Genomic DNA, 22123 nt, shown 5'->3' on the forward strand with positions numbered 1-22123 from the left:
GTGAGCGTCGGATGCCGCCATCGAAACCGGATGCACCGAGGTCGGGCACGCACGTGGGGAGCGGGCGGGGCGCTCGGCCCCGCCCGCTCCCCCGGTGTCGGATCAGGCGTTCCGGCGTCGCGCCACCGCACCGGCCGCGACGGCGATGCCGCCGAGCACGAGCGCGGCCAGCCCGAGCAGGCCGGGCAGCACGGGCTCGGTGCCCGTCGAGGCGAGCGCCGGCGCTGCATCCTCCTCGACCGTGATGGTGTCGTCGGCGGTAACGACGACGACGGAAGGCACTGCCGCGGGGGCCGCCGGCTGGGCGACCGGTCCGGGCTGGCTCGGCGTTCCCTCCGGCGTGAAGAGCGGCGTACCCCCCACCTTGCCGAACGCGAAGATGAACGTGTTCGGCGTGCCCGTCGACGGGTCGAGGGAGCTCTGACCGAACGAGTACGCCTCGGCGCCGACGGCACCGAGCGCGGCCTGCGCCTCCGCCTCGGTCGCGGCGGCACCGTAGAAGATCACGAACGAGAGCGAGGCGCCCGCCGCGAGGCCCCCGAGCCGGAAGTCGAACAGCGCGCCGTGGTCACCGGGACCCTGATCGACGCCGTTGCCCTCGAACAGGATGCTCGACGGCCCCGACAGCGGATTCGGGCTCGCGAAGCCGTCATCGCTCGTGTAGAACAGCGCACTCGCCGAGCCGCCGTCGATCGTGACGAACTCGTCGAACGCGGTCGGCTCGATGTCCCAGTCCATGAGGCGGCGGTACTGGACCGTCGCGATCGGGGCGCCCGAGACGTTCTCGATGATGACGTTCACCTGGTACAGGTTCTTCGTCGCCGGCGAGGGCACGTACTGGTGGGTCACCCGGAAGACCGGCGCGTTCGCGGCATCGTTGACGAGCACCACGGAGGTGGCCGTCGAGCCCGTGAACTCGAAGGACTCGACCACGAGGTTCGTCCCGCCGGGGCCCTCGGTGTCGAGATCCGCTCCGCCCCAGACGCCGGAGGCGGGGTCGGCGACGCCCCAGCCCTCGCACAGGCACCCGGGCGAGGTCGAGTCGTTGCCCGTCGGCAGGTAGGCGAGGCCGGCGTCACCGGGTCCCGCAGCCGAGCCCGTCGCGTCGGTCGTGTTCAGCTCGCCGGTCGGGTTGACCGCGAGCAGAATCGTTCCGTTCGTGATGCAGACGGCCGGGTAGCACGGGCTACCGGGGGTCGGCAGCGCGGCCGCGATCGGTCCAGCGGCCGCCGCGGCGAACAGGGTGACCGTCGGTTCCTCGACGTCGGCGGCGAGCGTCTCCTCGACGGTGTCCTCCGGCGCCGCGACGACGACCTCGGGCGCCTCGACGGCTGGGGCGACGTCACCCCTCCCCGGGCTCGCGTCACCTCCGACGACGGATGCCTCGGCGGGCTCGTCCGTCGCAGGTGCGGGTTCGGCGGCCGCGGGCTCCGTGTCGTCGGCCGGGGCGGCCGGCGCTTCGGGGGCGGATGCCTCGGGCTCGGGCTCGGCGACCGGCTCATCGGCGACCGGCCCCGCAGCGGGCGGCTCCTCGGCCGCCGGTTCCTCTGGCACGACGACCGCCGCGGCATCCGGTGCCTCGACGGCCTCCGCGGTCGGTGCGGCCTCGGAGGAGGTCGGTGACGCCTCGGCCGCCGCGGCGGGCGGATCGGGGACGGCGTCATCGGCGATCGCCGGCAATGGGGCCAGGGCGAAGGCCAGCGCGGTCATCGTCGCGACGGTGCCGGCGGCGAGTCCGAATCGGGCTCGCGGGGACAGTTCGGTGGACATGTTCGCTCCGTTCGAGTGCGGCCCGGGGGGAACGGGTGGCGGGTGTCCAGTCCGGGAATCGAGCCGGACGGCCGTCACGATACGCCCGCACCGGCTCGGCCATGTCAGGGTCCGCCCTGACGTCCACCCGGGGCGTACCTCCAGTTCGGGGGACGTCGCGCGACGCGGAAAGGGCACCCGCCCGGCTCGATGCCGGGCGGGTGCCCGCTCGCTCTTCCACGCGGCCGAGGCGGATCGCTCCGCATCGGCCGTGCGGCTCACTCGGCGAGGATCAGGTAGAGCGCCTTGCGCGCCTCGTCGATCTTCGCGGCCGCGGCCGCACGCTGCTCGTCGCTCGCCCCGTGGCGGAACTGGCCCGCGACGCCCATGAGCTTGCCGAGCGCCTGGAAGAGCTCGGTGGACGACTCGCTGGGCTTCGGCACGGACGCCCATGCTCCGGCGATCTCGTCCTCGTGGTCGGCGATGTAGGCGCGACCCTCGTCGGTGAGCTGGAACTCGGTCTTGCGGCCTTCGCCGACGGCGACGATGAGGCCCTCGTCGACGAGCTGCTGCAGGGTCGGGTAGACCGAGCCGGGGCTCGGACGCCAGGCGCCCTCGGTCTTCTCGGCGACGGCCTTGATGATGGCGTAGCCGTTGCTCGGGTTCTCGGCGAGCAGCGACAGGATCGCCGCCCGCACATCGCCCTTCGAGCGGCGGCGACCGCCGCGGCCTCCGAACCCGGGTCCGAATCCGGGGCCGCCGGGGAACGCCGCGTCGCCCCAGGCACCGGGCCCGTGGTGCGGACGGCCGAAGGCGGGGTCGTGGTGGAAGCGGCCCTCGCCGCGATGGAACTGGTGGGACATCCGGTCGTGTCGACGGGCGGCACCGCGGAGGTCTGCTTCGATGAAGTGTTCGCGTGACATGTGCGAACTCCTTTCGGGTTGTGGTGAAAGATGACTCACAGAACTTCTGTGATGGGTCAACGATATATCGCTATTGCCACAATGTCAATCGGCGCGTCCTCGAGACGACCCGCGGACTAGGGTGAGCGCGTGAGTGCGCACCGCAGATCCGCATGGATGCCGCAGCGATGAGGGTCGCGATCGTCGGCGGTGGCGCCGCGGGACTGACGACCGCGTGGCTGCTCGACCGGCAGCACCAGGTGACCCTCTTCGAGCGCGACGATCGCCTCGGCGGCCACGCCGACACGCGAACGGTCGAGGTCGACGGTCGGCCGTTCGACGTGGACGCCGGCTTCCAGTTCTTCTCCCCCGGCCCCGCCTACGCGACGTTCAACCGCCTGCTCGACGCGCTCGGCATCGCCCGCGAGTCCTACCCGGCCACGCTCACGGTCGCCGATATGCGCTCGGGACGTGCCGTGGCGATGCCTCCGGCGAGCGCGGGGCGCGTCGCCTGGTCGTCACTCGCGCCCGACGCGCTCAGCACCCTGCTGAGATTCCGGCGGTTCATCGATCGCCTGCCCGCGTTCCTCGCGCGGAACGACTCGTCGGTCACGGTCGCCGACTACCTCGAGCACGAGCGGCTGCCGAAGGCCTTCACCGACGAGTTCCTCGTTCCGCTGCTGTTGTCGTTCTGGTGCGTCGACCGTGAGGCGTTCCTCGGCTTCGCCGCGCGCAACGCGTTCCACTACCTCGGCGTGAACGCCGGCAGCGGGCTCCGGGCTCCCGTGCAGAGCGAGATCCCCGGCGGCCTGCGCGTCTACGTCGACGCCCTCGTCGCGTCACTCGAACGCACGACGGTGCGAACGGATGCCGCGATCACCCGGCTCGCGCGCGAGCACGGCCACCTCCTCGTCGAGACCGCCGACGGCGGCGTGCACGAGTTCGACCGCGTCGTGCTCGCCTGCAATCCGCGTGTGGCGGCCGGACTCGTCGCCGGGATCCCCGAGCTCGCCGGGATGCGCACGCAGCTCGAGCGGTTCCGCACCTTCCAGACGCGGATCGCGATCCACGGCGACCGTCGCCTCATGCCGCGCGACGAGGCATCCTGGTCGGTCGTGAACGCCAGGTGGGACGGCGTGCACAGCTCGCTGACCGTCTGGAACCCGCGGCGCGGGCTTCCGGTCTTCAAGAGCTGGATCACCCACGACGACGAGCTGCCCGATCCGTTGCACGCCCTCGTCACCTACGAGCACGGCATGATCACGCCCGAGTACTTCGACGCGCAGGCGACCCTCAAGGGCCTCAACGGAGCCGGCGGACTCTGGCTCGCCGGACTGTACATGCACGACGTGGACTCCCACGAGAGCGCCGTGCGCTCGGCCGTCACCGTGGCCCTCGCGCTGGCGCCGGATTCCGCGCGGCTGCGCGAGCTCATCGGCCCGCGCTGACGCGCGCCGTCGACTACGGGGTCAGGACCTGCGGGCTGCCGACCGGGGCATCCGCGCCCATCTCGTCGGCGATGCGGTTGGCCTCTTCGATCAGCGTCGCGACGATCTCGGACTCGGGCACGGTCTTGATGACCTCGCCCTTGACGAAGATCTGGCCCTTGCCGTTGCCGGACGCCACGCCGAGGTCGGCCTCGCGGGCCTCGCCGGGGCCGTTGACGACGCAGCCCATGACGGCCACGCGCAGCGGAACGGTCATGCCCTCGAGACCGTCGGTCACGTCGTTCGCGAGCTTGTAGACGTCGACCTGCGCACGGCCGCACGACGGGCACGAGACGATCTCGAGCTTGCGCTCGCGGAGGTTGAGCGACTGCAGGATCTGCAGGCCGACCTTGACCTCCTGCGCCGGGGGCGCCGAGAGCGAGACGCGGATGGTGTCGCCGATGCCCTCGCCGAGCAGGATGCCGAACGCCGTCGCCGACTTGATGGTGCCCTGGAACTCGGGGCCGGCCTCGGTCACGCCGAGGTGCAGGGGCCAGTCGCCGCGCTCGGCGAGCAGGCGGTAGGCCTTGACCATGACGATCGGGTCGTTGTGCTTGACCGAGATCTTGAAGTCGTGGAAGTCGTGCTCCTCGAAGAGCGAGGCCTCCCAGACGGCCGACTCGACGAGCGCCTCGGGCGTCGCCTTGCCGTACTTCTCGAGCAGGCGCGGGTCGAGCGAACCGGCGTTCACGCCGATGCGGAGGGACACGCCAGCGGCCTTCGCCGCGGCCGCGATCTCGCCGACCTTGTCGTCGAACTTGCGGATGTTGCCCGGGTTCACGCGCACTGCGGCGCATCCGGCGTCGATCGCCGCGAACACGTAGTTCGGCTGGAAGTGGATGTCGGCGATGACCGGGATCTGGCTCTTCTTCGCGATGATCGGGAGCGCCTCGGCGTCGTCGCGACTCGGCACGGCGACGCGCACGATGTCGCAGCCGGAGGCCGTGAGCTCGGCGATCTGCTGCAGCGTGGCGTTGATGTTCGTGGTCGGCGTCGTGGTCATCGACTGCACGGACACCTGGGCGTCGCCGCCGACGAGCACCTTGCCCACCTTGATCTGGCGGGACTTGCGTCGCGGGGCCAGGACTTCGGGGACTTTCGGCATTCCGAGATTCACAGCAGGCACGTGTTCATCCTAGTTCCGGCTGGGTGGGCGCCGGCTGCGAGACGGATGTCTGCCGCAGGCGGACGTCGACGGCATCGGGTCTGCTCACGCGCACCCGTCCTCGTACACCGGCACCGGCGCAGTGACGCGACCGATGCTGTTTCGGTCGTCGGATGGGCGGAAGTCGACCGCGTACTTCTGCACGTGCGCGGTGCCATCGGGCCAGGTCACGTCCTTGCCGATGAAGTCGAGGTATGGGCCGTTGCACCCGTTCGGGTTGGTCTGCACCTCGGGCATGGCCATGAGGTCCGCCCATTCCGCGCCCGCGTGCACCCCCTGCTCGGTCGTGAGGTCGAACCCAGACTCCTCGGGCCCGGTGAACGTCACGCCGAAGGCCGGCTTGCCGAGCGTGCGCTCCTCTTCGGAGAACCGCGCCCAGCCATCGACGTACCGTCGCTCCAGGATCTCGAACGCTCCCCAGCGGTGCAGCGTCGCGGCCGGATAGTGATTGGAGGCCTGGTACTCCTCGGTCTCGGCTTCAGCTCCGAGCAGACGTTCCACGGTCGCGATCGCCGGGCCGACGTCATCCAGATATTCGAGGCTGACGACGAGTTCGCCGGAGGCGTCCCGCAGCTCGAGCGCGGTCGGGCGAGCGACGAACATGGCGACCGATGCGAGCGGGTCCGCGGTCGCCGTCGGAGACGGGGTCGGTTCGGGGGTCGGCTCGAGCGCCGGGGTCGTCGGCGTCGCGCTCGGCTCGGGCTCGGACGCGGCGGGAATCACGGCGCAACCCGACAGGAGCACGACCGAGACGAGCACGACGACACCGAGACGCGATCGATTCCTGCGTGGCATCCGTCACCATTCTTCGCGGCATCCGGTGCCGATGGGGAGATCCTGCCAGTGAGCCCTACAGCAGGGAAGCAGGCGAAGGCGACGATCGCGTAACGACGGGCGGGCGCCGGGCCCGGCGCCGATCAGTCGACCGCGAGCGGCGGCTCCGTGGCCGCGACCACGTCGGCGACGCTCACGCCGGGTGCGCACTCGACGAGCACCAGGCCCGACGGCGTCACGTCGATGACCGCGAGGTCTGTGATGATGCGATCGACGACGCCGCGACCCGTGAGCGGCAACGAGCACTCGTCGACGATCTTCGGCGAGCCGTCCTTCGCGACGTGCTCCATGAGCACGATCACGCGGCGGGCTCCGTGCACGAGGTCCATGGCGCCGCCCGGCCCCTTCACCATCTTGCCGGGGATCATCCAGTTGGCGAGGTCGCCGCCGGCGGAGACCTGCATGGCGCCGAGGATGGCGGCATCGATCTTGCCGCCGCGGATCATGCCGAAGCTCGTCGCCGAGTCGAAGTACGCGGCCCCGGGCAGCACGGTCACGGTCTCCTTGCCCGCGTTGATGAGGTCGGGATCGACGTCGGCCTCGCGCGGGTACGGCCCGACGCCGAGGATCCCGTTCTCGGACTGCAGCACGACGGTCACGCCGTCGGGCACGAAGTTCGGCACGAGCGTGGGCAGCCCGATTCCGAGGTTCACGTAGGAGCCGTCGGCGAGTTCGCGTGCCGCCCGTGCGGCCATCTCGAGCCTGGTCAGCGCCATCTCAGGCCTCCTCTCGCACGGTGCGTCGTTCGATGCGCTTCTCGACGTCGGGGCCCACCACGACGACGCGGTCGACGAAGACGCCCGGGAGGTGCACGGCATCCGGATCGAGGTCGCCGGGCTCGACGAGGTGCTCGACCTGCGCGATGCAGATCCGGCCGGCCATTGCGGCGAGCGGCGAGAAGTTGCGGGCCGACTTGTCGAACACGAGGTTGCCGTGACGATCGCCGCGCAACGCGTGCACGAGCGCGAAGTCGGTCGTGATGGCCTCCTCGAGCACGAAGTCGCGCTCGCGCCCGGCGAACGTGAAGGCCTGCACCGGCTTCGCCCGGCTGGCCACGGCGATGGTGCCGTCGGCTCCGTACCGGCGCGGGAGTCCGCCCTCGGCGACCTGGGTGCCGACGCCGGTCTGCGTGAAGAACGCGGCGATGCCGCTGCCGCCGGCGCGGAGCTTCTCGGCGAGCGTGCCCTGCGGCGTGAGCTCGAGTTCGAGCTCGCCCGAGAGGTACTGCCGTTCGAACTCCCTGTTCTCGCCGACGTACGACGAGGTCATCTTGCGGATGCGACGGGCGGCGAGCAGCACGCCGAGGCCCCAGTCGTCGACCCCGCAGTTGTTGCTCACGATGCTGAGCTCGTCGACGCCGCTGTCGAGCAGCGCGTCGATCAGCACCATCGGGATGCCGCACAGCCCGAATCCGCCGACGGCGATGCTCGCCCCTGACGTGATGTCGGCGACCGCCTCCGCGGCGGACCCGATGACCTTGTCGAGTGTCATGTCACGACCTCCCTGTCGACCCGATGACGGGATCGCATACGGCGGACCTCGTGAATCCGGTGAATGCTCCCTAACCGAATCGTAGGATGGAAGCAGCGCACAGCCAACCCCCGACGAAGGAGTCCCCGATGCCCACCACCGATGTCGTCATCATCGCCGGAGCCCGCACGCCGTTCGGCCGCATGAGCGGCAACCTCGGCACCCGCTCCGCGGTCGAGCTCGGCGCGGTCGCGGTGCGCGGGGCGCTCGCGAAGGCCGGGGTCTCCCCCGACGACGTCGACCAGGTGATCCTGGGCCAGGTGCTCCAGGCCGGTGCAGGGCAGAATCCCGCGAAGCAGACGGCCGTCGCAGCAGGCATCCCGTGGCGGGTGCCCGCGGTCACCATCAACAAGGTCTGCCTCTCGGGCCTCGTCGCCATCACCGATGCCGCCCGCCTGATCCGCCTCGGCGAGGCATCCGTCGTCGTCGCCGGCGGCCAGGAGTCGATGACGCAGGCCCCGCTCCTGCTGCCGGGCTCGCGCAAGGGCTGGGCGTACGGCAGCGTCGAGATGCTCGACCACGCCGCGCACGACGGCCTCACCGACGCCTTCGACCGCGAGTCGATGGGCGCCTCGACCGAGCGCTTCAACGGGCGGTACGGGCTCACGCGCACCGAGCAGGACGAGATCGCCGCGGCATCCCACGTGCGCGCCGGCGCGGCGGCCGCTGCCGGCCTGTTCGACGACGAGATCGTGCCCGTCGAGGTGCCGCAGCGCAAGGGCGACCCGGTCGTCGTCTCGGCAGACGAGGGCGTCCGTCCCGACTCCACGGCCGAGGTGCTCGGCCGGCTCCGACCGGCCTTCGCCGAGGGCGGCACGATCACCGCGGGCAACTCCTCGCCGATCTCCGACGGCGCCGCAGCGGTCGTCGTCGCGAGCCGCGAGTGGGCCGAGTCGCGCGGGCTCCCCTGGCTCGCACTCGTCGGCGCATCCGGCCAGGTCGCCGGCCCCGACAACTCGCTGCACTCGCAGCCCTCGAACGCGATCGCCGCGGCCCTCGAGCGCGAGGGGCTCGCGGCATCCGACCTCGACCTCGTCGAGATCAACGAGGCGTTCGCCGCGGTCTCGCTGCAGTCGATGCGCGACCTCGACCTCGACGCCGAGAAGGTCAACGTGCACGGCGGCGCCATCGCGCTCGGCCACCCCATCGGCGCGTCGGGCGCCCGACTCGCGCTGCACGCCGCGCTCGAACTCTCACGCCGCGGCGGGGGTCGTGCAGCCGTCGCCCTCTGCGGCGGCGGCGGGCAGGGCGAGGCGCTGCTGCTCTCGCGCTGAGCCGCTCGCGCGAAGTCCTGACGAGCGGATGCCTCGGCCCGGCCCCTGCACAGGTCGGAGGCCGCGGCATCCGCTCGTCGACGGCGTGCATCGTGCGGCGAGCGCTCCATGAGTGCCACGATTGCGCCATGAGCCAGACCGCCCAGCCGCCGCTGCACCACCGACTGCGCCGCATGGTCGGGCGCGACCCAGGCGAGACGCACCGCACGGCGACCCCGCTCGAACTGCTCTACGACCTCACCTTCGTGGTCGCCTTCAGCCAGGCCGGCAGCCAGGCCGCGCACCTGCTCGAGCTCGGCCACTTCATGTCCGCGGCGGTCGCGTTCTTCTTCGCGGTCTTCGCGATCTGCTGGGCGTGGATCAACTACTCGTGGCTCGCGTCGGCGTACGACAACGACGGCGTGTTCGTGCGCATCGCGACGATGGTGCAGATGCTCGGCGTGCTCGTGCTGGCGCTCGGGCTGCCGGACTTCTTCCACTCCATCGACGAGGGACATCACGTCGACAACTCGGTGCTGATCGCCGGGTACGTGGTGATCAGGGTGTCGACGATCGCCCTGTGGCTGCGCATCGCGCGCGACGACCCGACGGCGAGGCGCACGGCGATCAGGTACGCGGTCTCGCTCGGGGTCGTCCAGGTCGGCTGGGTCGTGCTCATCTTCGTGAACCCGCCGTTCGCGCTCGCCTTGTGGCTGATGCTCCTCTTCGGGATCCTCGAGGTCATCGTGCCGCCGCTCGCCGAACGCGGCGGCGCAACGCCGTGGCATCCGCACCACATCGCCGAACGCTACGGGCTGCTCGTGATCATCACGCTCGGCGAGATCGTGCTCGGCACGATCCTCGCGATCTCGGCCGTCGTCGAGGAGCAGCGGTGGTCGATCGAGGCGGCCGGCGTCGCGCTCGGCGGAACCCTGCTCGTGTTCGGCCTCTGGTGGAGCTACTTCACGATGCCCTCCGGCACGCTGCTCGCGGTGTTCCGAAACCGGTCGTACGTCTGGGGATACGGGCACATCGTCGTGTTCGGATCGCTCGCCGCGACCGGCGCGGGCCTGCACGTCGCGGCGAACGTCATCGCCGGCGAGGCGCACATCGGCGCGGTCGAGGCGCTCCTCACGATCGTCATCCCGGTCGCGGTCTTCCTCACGGCCCTGTTCGTGCTGTACGCGCTGCTGATCGGCCGGTTCGATCCGTTCCACATCGCGCTCTTCCTCGCGAGCGCGGCCGTGCTCGCGGCGGCCGTGGTCGCCGTGGCAGCAGGAGCGAGCCTGCCGACCGGCATCCTCATCACGGCGTTCGCACCGGTCGTCGTCGTCGTCGGGTACGAGACGGTGGGGCACCGGCACCAGTCGGCGGCGCTCGAACGGGCGCTCGGCGCCTGAACCGCAGGCCGTGAACGCGACGAGGGGCGGATGCCGCGGCATCCGCCCCTCGTCTGCGGCCGCTCAGCCGGCCGCCGGGTCGCGACCGGTCAGGCGCTGGGCCGGTTCGAGCGCAGCACCTCGAGGCGGGCGCGGTACTCGACCTCGTCGATGTCCCCGTTCGCGAAGCGCTGGCCGAGGGTCTGCTCGGCGCTCGCGCCGCGGGTCCACGGCGGGCCGTAGCCCTCGGCCGCGCCCTGAGCCCAGTACCGGCGGCGGCCGCGGCTCACGCCGAAGATGATGAGTCCGACCACGAGCAGCCAGAACAGCGGGATGAGGAAGAAGACCCAGCCGAAGCCGGCCGCCCAGGGTCCGGCGTGGGCGACCACGGTTGCGGTGGCGAGGGTGGTGAGCATGGTGTGATCCCTTGATCGTGGCCTGCTGGTCAGGCCGTCGATCAGAGTCTCGTCATCGCGGGCGCGCCGCGAATCCGCCCACGGGAGGCACTTCGGATGCTCCCCCGGGAGCATCACCGAGGCCCGACTACTGCCAGCCCGGCGAGACGAGCCCCGACTCGTAGGCCGTGACGACGAGATGCACCCGGTCGCGGGCGTGGAGCTTGGCCATGATGCGCGACACGTGGGTCTTCGCCGTGAGCGGCGACAGCACGAGTTCGGCGGCGATCTCGTCGTTGGTGAGTCCGAGGCCGACGAGCCGCAGCACCTCGCGCTCGCGATCGGTGAGCCCCGCGAGGCGTTCGGCGTCCGGTGCGTCGCGGAGACCCGTCGCCATGCGCTCGAGGAGGCGCTTCGTGACGCCGGGCGAGAGCAGCGCCTCGCCGGTCGCGACGACGCGCACGGCACGGATCAGGTCGACGGGCTCGGTGTCCTTGACGAGGAATCCGCTCGCGCCGGCGCGCACCGCGCGAGCCACGTACTCGTCGAGCTCGAAGGTCGTCACGATCACGACGTGCACGCCCGCCAGTGCGGGATCGGCGGCGATCTGCTCGGTCGCCCAGAGGCCGTCGCCGTCGGGCATGCGGATGTCCATGAGCACGACGTCGACCGGGTTCCGCCGCACGAGCTCGAGGAGCTCGGCGCCCGTCGAGGCCTCGCCGACCACTTCGATGCCGTCCTCGGCCGCGAGCAGCGCGCGGAAGCCGGCGCGCACGAGCACCTGGTCGTCGGCCAGCGCGACGCGGATCACGCCGTCGCCCTCCACGGCAGCCGCGCCTCGACGCGAGTGCCGGAGGTGGCCGTCCCCGCACCCTCGGGCGCCGGCACGGGCAGCACCTGCACCGACCCGCCGAGGAGTGCGGCGCGTTCGCGCATGCCGAGGATGCCGCTGCCCTCGCCGGATGCCGCGGGCAGGCCGCTGCCGTCGTCGTCGACGGTGACGCGCAGCACGTCGCCGACGCGCTCGAGCGTGACCTCCGCGTTGGCCGCCTCGGCGTGCCTGACGATGTTCGTGAGCGCCTCCTGCACGATGCGGTAGGCCGCGAACTGCACGGCCCGCCCGGGAGCGTCGCCATCGAGGCGGTCGACGAGGGTCGCCTCGAACTCGGCGGTCGTGACGCCGGCGAGCAGCCGCGGCAGTTCGGCGAGCTCGGCCTGCGGCGACAAGGGCGCATCGGCGTCGGTGCGGATCGCGCCGAGCACGCTGCGCACCTCCTCGAGCGCGGTCTTCGACGTGTCCTTGATGTTCGCAAGCGCGGTGCGGGCCTGGTCGGCGTCGCGGTCCATGAGGTGCAGGCCGACGCTGGCCTGCACGTTGATCTGCGAGAGCGCGTGGCCGATCACGTCGTGCAGTTCGCGGGCGATGCGCACGCGCTCGCGCTCCTCGGCGGTCTGGCGTCGCTGCATCGCCTCGGCGCGGTAGCGGCGCATGCGCTCGTCGCGTCCCCTGACGACGGCGCCGATGCCGAAGCAGGCGGCGAGCGCGAGGGTCGTGAAGGCGACGCGCACCGGATGCCACGGCTCGCCCCATGCGGACACGAGCACGACCGCGGCGATCCAGCCCGTGACGACCGCCGAGACGGCCCACACGACGGCGCCGCGCGCGACGGAGATCACGATCGCGAACGCGAGGGCGATGTATGGCGGGCCGACGACGGGGGCGAGCAGGAGGTCGGCGAGCGCCGCGGCCGTGACCGCGGCGACCGTGAGGCCGGGAAGGCGGCGCACGGCGAGCAGCATCAGCGGACCGGCCGCGGCCAGCAGCACCTGCAGGAGCCCCATGCCCCATGCGGTGTGGGTGCCGATCGCGATGCCGATCGCGGCCGGAACCTGCACGAGGAGGCTCAGCACGACGGGCGCGAGCAGGCGGAACGTCGACGACGGGCGGAACCGCGCCTCGCGGGGGTCGCGGCCGAGGTCGGCGCCCCAGCGCGGCGGGCCGGCCCAGCCGTGCGGGCCCGCCCATTCGGGCCGCCCGTCGGCACCCGGGCGGGGATCCCACGGCGGAACGGGCATTCCCTGATCGTATCGATCGGATGCCGCGCCGGAATCGTCCGCCCGGAGGCTCATCGCCTACTCCCCCCGGAGTACTCGGCGAACCCGCAGCGCCCGGAGTGCCCGGCCCGCTCGGCGCGCTCGGCGCGCGCGGGGCGCCCGGAGCGTCCGGCGCGATGGACGGCGACCGTGGCGGAGGGGGCGATGTGCGGCATGACGATCAGAACAGCTGCACCGGCTTCACGAGGTCGGCGTAGATGAGCAGGGCGCTCATCGCTCCGAGCACGACGACGACCGCGAGCGTCACGGGCATGAGCTTGGCCATGTCGACGGGGCCCGGGTCGGGGCGGCGGAACAGCTTCGCGAACCCGCGGCGGATCGCCTCCCAGAGCGCACCGGCGATGTGCCCGCCGTCGAGCGGCAGCAGCGGGATCAGGTTGAACACGAAGAGTGCGATGTTCAGCGAGCCGAGGATTCCGATGAGCCCGGCGACCTTGTCGGTCACGGCCAACTGGTCGGTCGCGGCGACCTCGCCGGCGACGCGACCGACGCCGACGACGCTGATCGGCCCGTTCGGGTCGCGCTCGTCGGGGCCGAACGCGGCATTGGCCACGTCGACCATGCGCTGCGGCAGGTTCACGATGATGCCCGCCACGCCCGCGATGTTCTCGCCGACCGTCGGCAGCACGACGGTCGCGGGCTGCTGCACGCGGGCCGAGGTCGGGCCGATGCCGACGAAGCCGACGTCGGTGGTGACCGGCGTGCCGGTCTCGTCTTCGACGACCTGGCCGTTCGCGTCGGTGACGTAGCGCTCGCTGAGTGCGGGCGTCACGGTGAGGGTCTGCTCCTCGCCGTCGCGGGTGACGACGACGGCGAGCGGCTCGCCGGGGTGCGAGCGGATGATCGCGGTCGACTGCTCCCACGAGGTGATCGACTCGCCGTCGATCGACACGAGGACGTCGCCGGGCTGGAGGCCGGCCTCGGCGCCCGGCGCGGCCGGGTCGCCCGCCTCGCACGTCTGCCGCTCGCTCGTCGCGGGCAGCACGCACTCGTTGACCGAGGCGACGGTCGTCGTCGACTGCGGAACGCCGAAGCCCATGAGCAGCACGCCGAACAGCAGCACCGCGAGCACGAGGTTCATGAACGGGCCGCCGAACATGATGATGATGCGCTTCCAGACCGGCAGCAGGTAGAACGCCCGCTTCTCATCGCCCGGGGTGATCGACTCCTGGCTCGCATCGCGCGCGTCCTGCGCCAGGCCCTTGAAGAAGCCGGTGGAGTCGGCGTGCACCTGGCCGCCCTTGGCGGGCGGGAACATGCCGATCATCGAGATGTACCCGCCGAGCGGGATCGCCTTGACGCCGTACTCGGTCTCGCCGCGACGTCGCGACCAGACGGTCGGCCCGAAGCCGATCATGTACTGGGTGACCTTGACCTTGAAGAGCTTGGCAGGAACGAGGTGCCCGATCTCGTGCAGCGCGATCGAGACGGCGAGGCCGACGACGATGACGACCACGCCGATGATGAACGGCAGCACGGAATCCATCCGATGAGCGTACTGCCAGAGACTCGGTGTCGCCTGACGCTCCGCTGTGAGGCCGCTATGGCTCCGTCGGCGACCGGATGCCGCGGCTCAGCCCCGTGCGATGCGCGCGTTCGCGGCGGCGCGCGCGGCCCGCTCCGACTCGGCGAGGGAGGCCAGCGTGAGCTCGCGCTCGGGCGGCTCGTGCGCCTCGACGACCGCCTTCACGGTGTCGACGATGCCGAGGAACCCGATGCGTCCGGCGTGGAACGCGGCGACGGCCTCCTCGTTCGCGGCGTTGAAGACGGCCGGGTAGTCGCCGCCGGCGCGACCGACCTGCTTGGCGAGTGCGATCGCGGGGAACGCCTCGTGGTCGAGCGGCTCGAAGGTCCACGACGAGGCGACGGTCCAGTCGAGCGGTCGGCCGACCGCGGCGACCCGGTTCGGCCAGTCGAGGCCGAGCGAGATGGGCAGGCGCATGTCGGGCGGGGACGCCTGCGCGATCGTCGACCCGTCGACGAACTCGACCATCGAGTGCACGATCGACTGCGGGTGCACGGTGACGTCGATGCGGTCGTACGGCACGTCGAAGAGCAGGTGCGCCTCGATGACCTCGAGTCCCTTGTTCACGAGCGTGGCGGAGTTCGTGGTGACGACGAGCCCCATGTCCCAGGTGGGGTGCGCGAGCGCCTGCGCCGGCGTGACGTCGGCGAGCTCCTCGCGACGGCGCCCCCGGAACGGGCCGCCCGATGCGGTCAGCACGAGTCGGCGCACCTCGTCGTCGGTGCCCGAGCGCAGCGCCTGCGCGATCGCCGAGTGCTCGGAGTCGACGGGCACGATCTGCCCCGGCGCCGCGATCCTCGTCACGAGGGCGCCGCCGACGATGAGCGACTCCTTGTTCGCCAGGGCGAGGGTCGTGCCGCGCTCGAGCGTCGCGAGGGTCGGGCCGAGGCCCACCGACCCGGTGATGCCGTTCAGCACGACATCGGCATCGACATCCCGAACCAGCTGCACCGCCTCGTCGATGCCGACGGCGGTGTACTCGACGCCGAACTCGGCCGCCTGCGCGGCGAGCGTCGCGCGATTCGAGCCGACCGCGAGGCCGACGACCTCGAAACGGCGCGGATTCGCGCGGATCACGTCGAGGGCCTGGGTGCCGATCGAACCGGTCGAGCCGAGGATGATGACTGAGCGCACGTGACCACTGTAGGCCGAGGGGCTCGCCGGATGCGTGCTCGCGCCGCTCAGCGGAGGCCTGCTCGCGCCGGTCAGCGGATCACGGCGACCGATGCCACGTGCGGCCCCCGCACCGAGAGGTCGTGGAACACGACCCCCCGCCAGAAGGACCCGAACTCGGGAACGGGCCGCTCGATGCGCCCGAGCCCGCCGTCGACCGAGGGGATCGAGAGCGCGAGCCTCGACGGCTCGATGAAGTCGGTGTGCCCGAGCGCCCGCAGCAGGGCGGTCTTCCGCGCCCACAGCGTCGCCCGCACGAGTGCCCCGTGGGTGCCGCCGAGCGAGCCGAGCGCCTCCCGCTCGGAGGGGTGGAACGCGGCCTCGTCGATGAGCTCGCCCGTCTCGATCGCGGCGGGCTCGACCGCGACCCCGAGCGCGTGCCTCGTGCCGGCCGCGGCGACGATCGTGTCGCCGTCGATCGCGACATCCGCGAACCAGGGCGCACCGGACGCCGTGAGCGGGTACGCGACCGTGACCCGGCCGTGCCTGGCGCCGCACTCGGAGCACGCGTGCACGAGCTCGACGTCGTCGGCCGGAACGGAGGCCGCGTGCGAGACCAGGCCCCGCAGCACGACGTCGGCCCCGGGCTGGCGGCGGGCACCCGCGTGCACGAGCGCACGCGCGCCGGTGTCACCCAGCTCGATGAGCTCGCCCTCGGCCGTCACGTCCACGACCCCATCCTCCCGCACCGGGACGGGTCGAGCCCATATACCGGCCGCGGAATGGCGCTACGCCTAAGGTCTTAGGGTGACAGAGCACGACGAAGTCGAGAGCCCAGAGGTCGCCGAACCCGTTCGGCAGGGGCCGGCATACCGGATCATCCGCGGAATCCTGCGGCCGTTGGCGCTGCTCGTCTACCGTCCGAAGATCACCGGCACCGAGCACGTGCCCGCGACCGGGCGCGTCATCCTCGCGAGCAACCACCTCTCGTTCATCGACAGCGTCGTGATCCCGCTCGCCTCGCCGCGACCCGTGCAGTTCCTCGCCAAGAACGACTACTTCACCGGCACCGGATTCCGCGGCTGGGTCTCGCGCACCTTCTTCACCGCGATCGGCGCGGTCGGCGTCGAACGCGGCGCCGGCGCCGACGCGCAGGCCGCGCTCGACGCGGGCCGCGGCATCCTCGAGCACGACAACGCCTTCGCCATCTACCCCGAGGGCACTCGCTCGCTCGACGGCCGCCTCTACCGGGGGCGAACGGGAGTGGCCTGGCTCGCCCTGCAGACCGGCGCCGTCGTCGTGCCCGTCGGGCTCGTCGGCACGCAGGAGATCCAGCCCGTCGGCGCGAAGCTGCCGCGGATCCGCCCCGTGACCGTGCGGTTCGGCGCGCCGATCGACGTCTCCCATCACGGGGCGGCCACCTCCGGCCGCGCCCGCCGGGCGGCGACCGACGAGATCATGGCCGGCATCCACGCCCTCTCGGAGCAGGAGCTCGCCGGCATCTACAACGAGAAGCCCCCAGAGGGCACGCTCGCGAAGATCGCCGACCGGGTCATCCCCCGCGAACGGCGCTGACCCGCAGCCGCCTGCCGTGCCCTGCCCGGCCTGGGAAGGCGGGCATGCGACATCCGGACACGCGACGGTCGACCGCGCGACATCCGGTACGCGACATCCGGAACGCGACATCCGGTCGATTCCCAGCACCCTCGCCCGACCGGCCGGTAATGTCGTGCCGATGAGCACCCTCGGCCGACTCGCGCGCCTCACCGCGGCGGTCGCGGCGATCCTGCTGCTGGCGTCGTGCGCCCCGGCCGACACCGCACCGCTGCGGGTCGATCGAACCCTGCCCGAGCCGCCGACGACCGAGTTCGACCCCGCGCTCATCGTGAGCGACGACGCGTTCTACGACAGTGCGGCCCTGACCGAGCGGCAGATCCAGCAGTTCCTCGAGAACGTGTCCTGCCGCGCCGACGAGGGCATTCCGTGCCTCGCCGACTTCACGCAGACGACCGAGACCCAGCCCGCAGAGGGCGGCGCGCACTGCGCCGAGTACCGCGGCGGCGTCGACGAGCCGGCGAGCCGCATCATCGCGAAGACGGCGGTCGCCTGCGGCATCAGCCCGAAGGCGCTCCTCGTGCTCCTGCAGAAGGAGCAGTCCCTGCTGACGCGTCCGACCGCCTCCGGGTACGAGCGTGCGACCGGCTACGCCTGCCCCGACACCGCCGACTGCGACCAGAAGTACTTCGGCTTCTTCAACCAGGTCTACAACGCGGCCTGGCAGTTCCGTCAGTACACCGAGAACCCTGTGCGCCGGTACATGATCGGCGAGACGTCGATCGGGTACAACCCCGATGCCGCGTGCGGCGCGAGCACCGTGGCGATCCGCAACCAGGCGACCGCGAACCTGTACAACTACACGCCGTACCAGCCGAACGCGGCGACCCTCGCCGACCCTTCAGCCGGCGACGCCTGCGGGGCCTACGGCAACCTCAACTTCTGGATCCTCTGGAACCGCTGGTTCGGCGATCCGACGCTCGAGCGCTTCCCGGCGTTCTTCCCGGCGTGCACGCGGCTCGTCGGCGGCCACCCCTGCGCGACCGAGCCGACGCTGCCGGCCGTCGCCGAGACGCCCGACTCCCCCTGAGCCGTCGGTGCGAGGTCAGCCGGCGACGACCGCGACCGGCTCGTGGTGCACCGGAAAGGCGACGGATGCCGCGATGAAGCACTTCGCCGCCGCCTCGGCGTGGATCTCCTCCGCGAGCGCCAGCATCGCGGTATCCGCCACCGTCACGCGCGGATGCAGCGTCGCCTCGCGGAACGAGCCACCACCCCGGCCGTCTTCGACGAGAACCCCCGTCGCGGCATCCGTGTAGCCCGTCACGACCACGCCGTGCAGGGTCGCGACGTGCAGGTACGAGAGCATGTGGCACTGGCTGAGGGCCGCGAGCAGCAGTTCCTCGGGGTTCCATCGGTCGGCGTCGCCGTGGAACACCCGATCGCTCGAACCGGCCAGGTCGTGCGCCTTGCCCGCGGCCCGCACGACGTGGTCGCGCCCGTAGGCGCGGTAGCCGGTCGTGCCGGCGTCGCGGGCGCCGGTCCACTCGACCTCGATCGCGTACGCGTGTTCGCCGAGCCTCACGATGCCCCTCTCCGATGCGCTGGCGCGCGATCGAGTCCACGGTAGCCGAACGCGCAGAGCCGGCGGCCGGCGGCCTCGCGAGCGGGCGCCTCGCGTCGGCGCAGCCTTCGGCCGTCGCCCCCTCGGCGCTAGTCTGGAAGGCATCATGACTGACATCAGGACACCCGCAGAGACCTCGGCCGCCCCCGTCTACACGGTGCCGCAGGAGCGCCGCATCGTGACGGCGATCCCCGGCCCCAAGTCGCAGGCGCTGCACGCGCGACGTGCCGCGGTCGTCTCCGCCGGGGTCTCGTCGGCGCTGCCCGTCTACATCGAACGCGCCAACGGCGCCGTGCTCGTCGACGTCGACGGCAACCAGTTCATCGACTTCGGCGCCGGCATCGGCGTGACCACCGTCGGCCACACCGAAGAACGCGTCGTGCGCGCCGCCGCCGCCCAGCTGCAAGACGTGATCCATACGCTCTTCACGATCACGCCCTACGAGGAGTACGTGCGCGTCGCCGAGCTGCTCGCCGAGCACACCCCTGGCGCGCACGCCAAGCGCACCGTGCTCGTGAACTCCGGCGCCGAGGCCGTCGAGAACGGCGTCAAGATCGCCCGCAAGCACACCGGCCGCCGCGCCGTCGCCGTGATCGACCACGCCTACCACGGCCGCACCAACCTCACCATGGCGATGAACTACAAGGCCCACCCCTATGCGACCGGGTTCGGCCCGTTCGCGGGCGACGTGTACCACGCCCCGAACTCCTACCCCTACCGCGACGGGCTCTCGGGTGCGGATGCCGCGGCCCGCACCATCGCGTACCTCGAGAAGGTCGTCGGGGCGAGCGACCTCGCCTGCCTCGTCGTCGAGCCCGTGCAGGGCGAGGGCGGCTTCATCGTGCCGGCCGAGGGCTACCTGCCCACCCTGCAGACCTGGTGCACCGAGCACGGCGTCGTCATGATCGCCGACGAGATCCAGTCGGGCATGGCCCGCACCGGCGCCTGGTTCGCGAGCGAGCACTTCGGCTGGGTCCCCGACCTCGTGCTCTCGGCCAAGGGCATCGCCGGCGGCCTCCCGCTCGCCGGCGTCACCGGCCGCGCCGAGATCATGGATGCCGCCCACGCCGGCGGGCTCGGCGGCACCTTCGGCGGAAACCCGGTGGCCTGCGCCGCGGCGGTCGCGGTCTTCGAGTCGATCGAGCAGCACGACCTGCTCGGCGAGGCCGCACGCATCGAGGCGACGCTGCGGGCCGGGCTCGAGAAGCTCAGCCACCGGTACGACGTGATCGGCGACATCCGTGGCATCGGCGCGATGATCGCGATCGAACTCGTGCAACCCGGAACGGGGCGCACCACGAAGGTGCCGAACCCCGAGGCCGTGAACGCGCTCGTCGCGTTCGCCGCGCAGCACGGCGTGCTCCTGCTCAATGCCGGAACGTACGGCAACGTGCTCCGGTTCCTCCCGAGCCTCGCCGTCTCCGACGCCCTCATCGAAGACGCCCTCAGCGTGCTCGACGACGGCCTCGCGGCACTCGGATGACCGGCACCTTCGCCTCAGCAGACGCCGTCGAACTCGCCGTGGTCGAACGCAATGGTTTCACCGAGTCCAGGCACGCCGGCTCCGCCGTCGTGCTCTCCCCCGAGGGCGAGCTCCTGCGCTCCCTCGGCGACGTGGCATCGCCCGTCCTCCCCCGATCCGCCCTGAAGCCGTTCATCGCGGTCGCCGTCATGTCCTCCGGCGTGACGCTCCGCGGCGAAGACGCGGCCATCGCCACCGCGAGCCACTCCGGCACGGCCGCGCACGTCGCACTCGTGCGCGGACTGCTCGCACGTGCGTCGCTGCCCGAGTCCGCGCTCGGATGCCCGCCGGCCAACCCCGGCGACCGCACCGCGTACGAAGACCTGGTGCGCAGCGGCGGTCAGCGCGAACGCGTCTACATGACCTGCTCCGGGAAGCATGCGGCCATGCTCCTCGCGTGCGTCGCCAACGGCTGGCCCCTCGAGGGCTACCTCGATCCCGCCCACCCGCTGCAGCGTCGGATCCTCGACGTGCTCGAACGCCTCACCGGCGAGCGCGCCACGATGACCGCGATCGACGGCTGCGGCGCGCCCGTGCACGCGATCAGCCTCACCGGGCTCGCCCGCGGCATCCAGAAGGTCACGACCGCGGCCTCGTCGTCGCCGTTCGCGCTCTTCCGCGAGGGCGCTGCGCTCACCGAGGCGGTGCGCGAGAACCCGTGGGCGATCGCCGGCCCCGGCCAGCCAGACACGATCGCGATCGAACGCGTCGGCGTGTTCGCGAAGTTCGGCGCCGAGGGCGTCATGGTCATGACCGCACCCGACGGCACGACGACCGCCCTGAAGGTGCTCGACGGCTCCTCGCGGGCCTCGACGATCATCGCGCTGCGCCTGCTCGCGAGCACGGGCGCGATCGACGACGCGGCGGTCGACCGCGTCGCCACCGAGCTCGACCTCTGGGTCATGGGCGGCGAGCGCCGGGTCGGCGAGATCCGCGCGACGTTCTGACGCGAGGGCGCGCGGGACGCTCATGCGCCCCGGACGCCCGTACGCCCCGGTCGGCCGGTCGGCCAGCCGGCAGGTCGGCCGATCGGAACGACGGAGCCGCACCGGAACGTTCCGGTGCGGCATCCGCTGATCGCTCGGTTCGGGTCAGCCGAGCTTCGCAAGCCGTTTCGCGCGCGCCGCACGGGACACCTGTGCGCCGATCACGAGCACGATCGCGAAGAGGAACACCGCCGAGGCGATGACATTGGCCTCGGCGGGGATGCCGCGCGATGCCGAGATGTAGATGTACTTCGGGAAGGTGGAGACCGAACCGGAGTTGAAGTTCGTGATGATGAAGTCGTCGAAGCTCAGGGCGAACGAGAGCAGCGCGGCCGCCACGATGCCCGGCAGCAGCAGGGGGAACGTGACCCGCCAGAACACCTGCGACGGCGATCCGTAGAGGTCGCGACCGGCCTCCTCGAGCGCCGGGTCGAGGCTCGCGACACGCGCCTTGACCGTCACGACCACGAAGCTGATGCAGAACATCGTGTGGGCCAGGATGATCGTCGTCATGTCCTTCGGAACGCCCACCGCGAGGAACTGCGCCGCGAGCCCGGCGCCCAGGACGACCTCGGGTGTGGCCATCGGCAGGAACAGCAGCAGGCTGATGACCGATCGCGCCCGGAACCGGTAGCGCACGAGCGCGATCGCGATCAGGGTGCCGAGCGTCGTGGCGATGAGCGTGGCCACGATGCCGATGATGACGCTGTTGGCGAAGGCCTGGCAGACCGCGCCTCCCTCGACGTTGCAGACGTTCAGCCACTTGTCGAAGGTGAACCCTCGCCAGGCGATGTTCGACTTCACCGAGTCGTTGAACGAGAACACGAACGTGTAGGCGATCGGGATCAGCAGGAACACGAACGCCATGACGGCGTACACCGGCAGCAGCCAGGAGCCGAGGCCGATGCGTCGTGGCCGCTGCGGCCCGCGACGCGGTTCGGTCTGCTCGCTCTCGCTCAACCCGCCGAGCACGGCGGCGGCTTGCACTTC

General features: G+C 71.6%; 21 protein-coding genes. 7 read left to right on the forward strand and 14 right to left on the reverse strand.

Annotated elements, in window-relative coordinates; all coding sequences use genetic code 11:
- Positions 1-102: 102 nt before the first annotated feature.
- Positions 103-1770 (reverse strand): hypothetical protein, encoded by a 1668-nt coding sequence (locus ASE68_RS12915; RefSeq protein WP_055859293.1) that lies wholly within the window; start codon positions 1768-1770, stop codon positions 103-105.
- A 257-nt stretch (positions 1771-2027) separates the two neighbouring features.
- Positions 2028-2672, reverse strand: a complete 645-nt coding sequence (locus tag ASE68_RS12920) for a PadR family transcriptional regulator (RefSeq protein ID WP_055859296.1) — start codon at positions 2670-2672, stop codon at positions 2028-2030.
- A 167-nt stretch (positions 2673-2839) separates the two neighbouring features.
- Here ASE68_RS12920 and ASE68_RS12925 point away from each other — a divergent pair, with 167 nt between their 5' ends.
- Positions 2840-4099 carry an FAD-dependent oxidoreductase gene (locus ASE68_RS12925; RefSeq protein ID WP_055859299.1) on the forward strand — a complete coding sequence of 420 codons (1260 nt, stop codon included), beginning with the start codon at positions 2840-2842 and terminating at the stop codon, positions 4097-4099.
- 13 nt (positions 4100-4112) lie between these two features.
- Here ASE68_RS12925 and ispG read toward each other — a convergent pair whose 3' ends face one another.
- From ispG to ASE68_RS12945, 4 genes are all read right to left on the reverse strand, one after another.
- Positions 4113-5243 (reverse strand): flavodoxin-dependent (E)-4-hydroxy-3-methylbut-2-enyl-diphosphate synthase, encoded by a 1131-nt coding sequence (ispG, locus tag ASE68_RS12930; protein WP_055859302.1) that lies wholly within the window; start codon positions 5241-5243, stop codon positions 4113-4115.
- A gap of 105 nt (positions 5244-5348) precedes the next feature.
- Entirely contained in the window at positions 5349-6098 is a 750-nt protein-coding gene (locus ASE68_RS12935; RefSeq protein ID WP_157421641.1) for a hypothetical protein, read from the reverse strand.
- A 122-nt stretch (positions 6099-6220) separates the two neighbouring features.
- A complete protein-coding gene (locus ASE68_RS12940) occupies positions 6221-6853 on the reverse strand; it encodes a CoA transferase subunit B (RefSeq protein ID WP_200921711.1) in 633 nt (210 codons plus the stop codon).
- 1 nt (position 6854) lies between these two features.
- Positions 6855-7628, reverse strand: a complete 774-nt coding sequence (locus tag ASE68_RS12945; RefSeq protein ID WP_055859307.1) for a CoA transferase subunit A — start codon at positions 7626-7628, stop codon at positions 6855-6857.
- Between the two features lie 128 nt (positions 7629-7756).
- Between ASE68_RS12945 and ASE68_RS12950 the strand changes: the two genes are divergently transcribed.
- Positions 7757-8941 (forward strand): acetyl-CoA C-acetyltransferase, encoded by a 1185-nt coding sequence (locus ASE68_RS12950; RefSeq protein WP_055859311.1) that lies wholly within the window; start codon positions 7757-7759, stop codon positions 8939-8941.
- A 128-nt stretch (positions 8942-9069) separates the two neighbouring features.
- Positions 9070-10320 carry a low temperature requirement protein A gene (locus tag ASE68_RS12955; protein WP_055859313.1) on the forward strand — a complete coding sequence of 417 codons (1251 nt, stop codon included), beginning with the start codon at positions 9070-9072 and terminating at the stop codon, positions 10318-10320.
- Between the two features lie 89 nt (positions 10321-10409).
- Here ASE68_RS12955 and ASE68_RS12960 read toward each other — a convergent pair whose 3' ends face one another.
- From ASE68_RS12960 to ASE68_RS12985, 6 genes are all read right to left on the reverse strand, one after another.
- Positions 10410-10715 (reverse strand): SHOCT domain-containing protein, encoded by a 306-nt coding sequence (locus ASE68_RS12960; RefSeq protein WP_055859317.1) that lies wholly within the window; start codon positions 10713-10715, stop codon positions 10410-10412.
- Positions 10716-10842: 127 nt separating this feature from the next.
- Positions 10843-11505, reverse strand: a complete 663-nt coding sequence (locus ASE68_RS12965) for a response regulator transcription factor (RefSeq protein ID WP_055861333.1) — start codon at positions 11503-11505, stop codon at positions 10843-10845.
- Positions 11502-12770, reverse strand: a complete 1269-nt coding sequence (locus ASE68_RS12970; protein ID WP_055859321.1) for a sensor histidine kinase — start codon at positions 12768-12770, stop codon at positions 11502-11504. The genes ASE68_RS12965 and ASE68_RS12970 overlap by 4 nt, the downstream gene beginning before the upstream one ends.
- A 199-nt stretch (positions 12771-12969) precedes the next feature.
- On the reverse strand, positions 12970-14295 hold the full coding sequence (locus tag ASE68_RS12975) for an RIP metalloprotease (RefSeq protein WP_055859324.1): 1326 nt from the start codon (positions 14293-14295) through the stop codon (positions 12970-12972).
- Between the two features lie 87 nt (positions 14296-14382).
- Positions 14383-15468, reverse strand: a complete 1086-nt coding sequence (dxr, locus tag ASE68_RS12980) for a 1-deoxy-D-xylulose-5-phosphate reductoisomerase (protein WP_055859327.1) — start codon at positions 15466-15468, stop codon at positions 14383-14385.
- A 71-nt stretch (positions 15469-15539) separates the two neighbouring features.
- A complete protein-coding gene (locus tag ASE68_RS12985; protein ID WP_055859330.1) occupies positions 15540-16178 on the reverse strand; it encodes a 4-phosphopantetheinyl transferase family protein in 639 nt (212 codons plus the stop codon).
- A gap of 76 nt (positions 16179-16254) precedes the next feature.
- Here ASE68_RS12985 and ASE68_RS12990 point away from each other — a divergent pair, with 76 nt between their 5' ends.
- Entirely contained in the window at positions 16255-17022 is a 768-nt protein-coding gene (locus ASE68_RS12990) for a 1-acyl-sn-glycerol-3-phosphate acyltransferase (RefSeq protein ID WP_055859333.1), read from the forward strand.
- A 160-nt stretch (positions 17023-17182) separates the two neighbouring features.
- Positions 17183-18091, forward strand: a complete 909-nt coding sequence (locus ASE68_RS12995) for a hypothetical protein (protein WP_157421642.1) — start codon at positions 17183-17185, stop codon at positions 18089-18091.
- 15 nt (positions 18092-18106) lie between these two features.
- Here ASE68_RS12995 and ASE68_RS13000 read toward each other — a convergent pair whose 3' ends face one another.
- Positions 18107-18586, reverse strand: coding sequence for an OsmC family protein (locus ASE68_RS13000; RefSeq protein ID WP_055859339.1), 480 nt, complete (start codon positions 18584-18586; stop codon positions 18107-18109).
- A 145-nt stretch (positions 18587-18731) separates the two neighbouring features.
- On the opposite strand from ASE68_RS13000, the gene gabT reads away from it, so the two are divergent.
- Complete coding sequence (gabT, locus tag ASE68_RS13005; RefSeq protein ID WP_055859342.1) at positions 18732-20108, forward strand: 4-aminobutyrate--2-oxoglutarate transaminase; 1377 nt, start codon at positions 18732-18734, stop codon at positions 20106-20108.
- Complete coding sequence (locus ASE68_RS13010; protein WP_055859345.1) at positions 20105-21094, forward strand: asparaginase; 990 nt, start codon at positions 20105-20107, stop codon at positions 21092-21094. The genes gabT and ASE68_RS13010 overlap by 4 nt, the downstream gene beginning before the upstream one ends.
- Before the next feature lie 144 nt (positions 21095-21238).
- Here the strand turns inward: ASE68_RS13010 and ASE68_RS13015 are convergent, their stop codons facing one another.
- Entirely contained in the window at positions 21239-22000 is a 762-nt protein-coding gene (locus ASE68_RS13015; protein ID WP_082462374.1) for an ABC transporter permease, read from the reverse strand.
- Positions 22001-22123 lie beyond the last annotated feature (123 nt).

Source organism: Agromyces sp. Leaf222 (assembly GCF_001421565.1).
Taxonomy (GTDB): domain Bacteria; phylum Actinomycetota; class Actinomycetes; order Actinomycetales; family Microbacteriaceae; genus Agromyces.

Bases quoted from the DNA above. Each gene is read 5' to 3' on its own strand.
- ASE68_RS12915 (WP_055859293.1), bottom strand. From the start codon at position 1,770: ATGTCCACCGAACTGTCCCCGCGAGCCCGATTCGGACTCGCCGCCGGC.
- ASE68_RS12920 (WP_055859296.1), bottom strand. From the start codon at position 2,672: ATGTCACGCGAACACTTCATCGAAGCAGACCTCCGCGGTGCCGCCCGT.
- ASE68_RS12925 (WP_055859299.1), top strand. From the start codon at position 2,840: ATGAGGGTCGCGATCGTCGGCGGTGGCGCCGCGGGACTGACGACCGCG.
- ispG (WP_055859302.1), bottom strand. From the start codon at position 5,243: ATGCCGAAAGTCCCCGAAGTCCTGGCCCCGCGACGCAAGTCCCGCCAG.
- ASE68_RS12935 (WP_157421641.1), bottom strand. From the start codon at position 6,098: ATGCCACGCAGGAATCGATCGCGTCTCGGTGTCGTCGTGCTCGTCTCG.
- ASE68_RS12940 (WP_200921711.1), bottom strand. From the start codon at position 6,853: ATGGCGCTGACCAGGCTCGAGATGGCCGCACGGGCGGCACGCGAACTC.
- ASE68_RS12945 (WP_055859307.1), bottom strand. From the start codon at position 7,628: ATGACACTCGACAAGGTCATCGGGTCCGCCGCGGAGGCGGTCGCCGAC.
- ASE68_RS12950 (WP_055859311.1), top strand. From the start codon at position 7,757: ATGCCCACCACCGATGTCGTCATCATCGCCGGAGCCCGCACGCCGTTC.
- ASE68_RS12955 (WP_055859313.1), top strand. From the start codon at position 9,070: ATGAGCCAGACCGCCCAGCCGCCGCTGCACCACCGACTGCGCCGCATG.
- ASE68_RS12960 (WP_055859317.1), bottom strand. From the start codon at position 10,715: ATGCTCACCACCCTCGCCACCGCAACCGTGGTCGCCCACGCCGGACCC.
- ASE68_RS12970 (WP_055859321.1), bottom strand. From the start codon at position 12,770: ATGCCCGTTCCGCCGTGGGATCCCCGCCCGGGTGCCGACGGGCGGCCC.
- ASE68_RS12975 (WP_055859324.1), bottom strand. From the start codon at position 14,295: ATGGATTCCGTGCTGCCGTTCATCATCGGCGTGGTCGTCATCGTCGTC.
- ASE68_RS12995 (WP_157421642.1), top strand. From the start codon at position 17,183: ATGAGCACCCTCGGCCGACTCGCGCGCCTCACCGCGGCGGTCGCGGCG.
- gabT (WP_055859342.1), top strand. From the start codon at position 18,732: ATGACTGACATCAGGACACCCGCAGAGACCTCGGCCGCCCCCGTCTAC.
- ASE68_RS13010 (WP_055859345.1), top strand. From the start codon at position 20,105: ATGACCGGCACCTTCGCCTCAGCAGACGCCGTCGAACTCGCCGTGGTC.
- ASE68_RS13015 (WP_082462374.1), bottom strand. From the start codon at position 22,000: ATGGCGTTCGTGTTCCTGCTGATCCCGATCGCCTACACGTTCGTGTTC.